The sequence below is a fragment of the Ilyobacter sp. genome (assembly GCF_041583315.1).
Lineage (GTDB): Bacteria > Fusobacteriota > Fusobacteriia > Fusobacteriales > Fusobacteriaceae > Ilyobacter.
Map to the genome: position 1 here is coordinate 1 of NZ_JBFHGC010000390.1, position 2,770 is coordinate 2,770.

Here is a 2,770-nt window from a genome sequence, read left to right on the forward strand (position 1 = left end):
ATGATTTTACAGTTCTATCTTATATATTTTATCGATGTCTTCTCCTAGAAAGTCACCGGCAATCTCTTTAAATTTTTTTATGTTTCCACTTATATAAAACTCAAGATGTGGATTTTCGCTTGTTCTTGTTTTTCCTGATTTTAAAAACAACTCTTTTTTAAGTATCTCGGCAGTTTCTTTTGCACTATCCACTATATTTCCTTTGAAATATCTGGCTATGATATGCCTTATCAGTGGATAATGTGTACATCCCAACACCAGAGTATCTGCTTTTTCAGGTATATAACTGAGATATTCCTTTACAATTTCGTCATTCTCCGGTATATCTTCCCATCCCTCTTCTATCATAGAGCAAAGTTTTGGACATCCCTTTTGAAACACTGAAATATTTCTATTCATGCTTCTCACTGCCTTTGGATAAGCATCCATGGCAACTGTTGCAGGTGTTGCAAATATACCCAGTGAATTATTCAGAGTAGTTTCTACTCCCACCTTAGCACCTGTATCTATGACACCCACTATAGGGATATGAGCAAACCTGGCTTTTAAAGTCTCTAGAGCTGCAGCAGTGGCCACACTGCATGCCACTACAACTGCATCTACTCCGTTTAACACCAAAAACTCCACCACTTTCAGGCAGTGTTCCCTTATAAGATCCACACTCAGATTTTCATAATGGAAATTTTTATTGTCACCGTAATATATTATAGTATCTTCAGGTAAAATTTTATTAATTTCTTCTACTATAGTAATTCCGCCCACACCAGAATCAAAAACCCCGATTTTCGCCATTCAAATTTCACCTCTTTAATATTTTTGGAAGCTGAAATAACAATAAAAAACTAAAGGTCAAATGTCTTCTCTTAATTAAGAAGCCTATTTGACCCTAGCTTTTTCACATAATTTAATACAATATTCAATAGGCAGTGTCTATTTTATATTTTTAATACTCTTATCTTATGAAAAGATATTTATAAAGAATGTGATTATAGATGCATTTGTGAAATCTATAAACAGTGCTCCTACCAGTGGCAGTACAAAGAATGCTCTTGGTGAAGGAAAGTTTGAACCTGTAAATGATTCCATATTTGCCATTGCATTTGGTGTAGCTCCCATTCCGAATCCGCAATGTCCACAAGATATAACAGCAGCATCGTAATCTCTTCCCATAATCTTAAATGTTACGAAGTATGCAAATGCAGCCATAAGTGCTGTCTGAGCAAGAAGCATAACTACTAGTGGTATTGCAAGAGCAGCTAGATCCCATAATCTCATTGTCATAAGAGCCATAGCCAGGAAAAGAGATAGAGAAATATTCCCCATAGAATCTATACTCTTGTGATGTAAGTTTATAGATTTTGCATCTGCTATATTTCTTACAATAGCAGCTACCAACATTGGACCTATATAGATAGGTAGAACTATTCCTGCTTTTTTAATTACCACTGAAACAACAGTTCCAACTCCCATACACAATACTATTAAATAAACTGTATTCAGTAATGTAGTTTCTGTTATTCTTTCTTCTTCAGGCTTCTCTAACCCTTGGAAATGCTGAGCTCCGTCGTCAGTTCCTGACGTAATCCCATGTTTTGCCATAAGTCTCTTGGCTATTGGTCCTCCGATTATACATCCTGCAATAAGTCCGAAAGTAGCAGATGCGATTGATACTGCCATAGCTCCGTGTGCTCCTGCTGCCTCAAGTACAGGTCCGAATGCTCCTGAAGTTCCGTGTCCTCCAGTCAGAGGAATTGATCCTACGGCTAATCCTAATAATGGGTTAAGATGAAATGCCTTAGCAAGACTTACACCTAAAACGTTTTGAAGTATTACAAGTACAGTAGCTACTCCCAGGAATATTCCTACTTGTACTCCACCTTTTTTCAAAAGTTTGAAACTAGCTGCGAATCCTATAGTTGTAAAGAATGCAACCATGAATAATGTTTTTAACTGTCCGTCATAAGTAAACTCAAAAGCCCCGCTCGAATGTCCTATCAAAGTAATTATAGAGTAAAGAACACCTCCGATTACTGGTGAAGGTATAAAGAATTGTTCAAAGAACGCAACCTTCTTCCTAATGAACCTTCCCACCAACAAAACAATCGCTGCTAAAGTAAGTGTTTGCATCATATCAAATTGATAAACTAACATAAATCTCCTCCTTGCTATTTTTGTTATATAACTCTTATAAAATAAAAATTAATCTTTTTTTCCAGAATTTACTACACTAACTTCTAAAATTAACAAACGATTAAAAAAACTTTCCTAAAAGAAACTAAAAGTATTTATGTCCTGTAATAAGGCAATTTATACTTTAATTGATTAATTCATCTACAAAGAGAGTATACTACGACAAGTATTCTATTTGCAAACATATTATGCTATATTCTTGCTATATATTATCAATAATCTCTTTATTAAAAATTCATTAAACAAATAGTTCATCTCTACACCTGTGTTTACAAGGATATAGTTTTTTTAAAAAAGCCTTTTCATGGGTCTTTTTCATAGTTTTCCATAGAAAATTCGGTCCTTTTTATCATTCTTTTTACCATCATTTCTTTTCAATTTGATACACTTAAACTTCAAACAATAAAAAAAAGGTGAGATTAGTCTCACCTTAGATTCCATATTTAATTTATAATTTCCAGTTCCCTGTCATGACGTTTTTTGAATAAAATCAAAGATAACAAGGCCCCTATAAGACAGTAAAACATATCCGACTGCGTATCCCATATATATCCCTGAGTTCCCAAAAATTCATTGGACC

The 2,770-nt window shown here is 34.4% G+C and carries 3 protein-coding genes; all 3 read right to left on the minus strand.

The genetic code is table 11. The features are described from left to right. Positions 1-6: 6 nt before the first annotated feature. Positions 7-792 carry a glutamate racemase gene (gene murI, locus ABZA26_RS11885; protein ID WP_372714731.1) on the minus strand — a complete coding sequence of 262 codons (786 nt, stop codon included), beginning with the start codon at positions 790-792 and terminating at the stop codon, positions 7-9. Between the two features lie 165 nt (positions 793-957). Then, positions 958-2,151, minus strand: a complete 1,194-nt coding sequence (gltS, locus tag ABZA26_RS11890; RefSeq protein ID WP_372714732.1) for a sodium/glutamate symporter — start codon at positions 2,149-2,151, stop codon at positions 958-960. A gap of 482 nt (positions 2,152-2,633) precedes the next feature. Next, a partial coding sequence (locus ABZA26_RS11895; RefSeq protein ID WP_372714733.1) for a DUF2238 domain-containing protein occupies positions 2,634-2,770 on the minus strand: 137 nt, incomplete at its 5' end.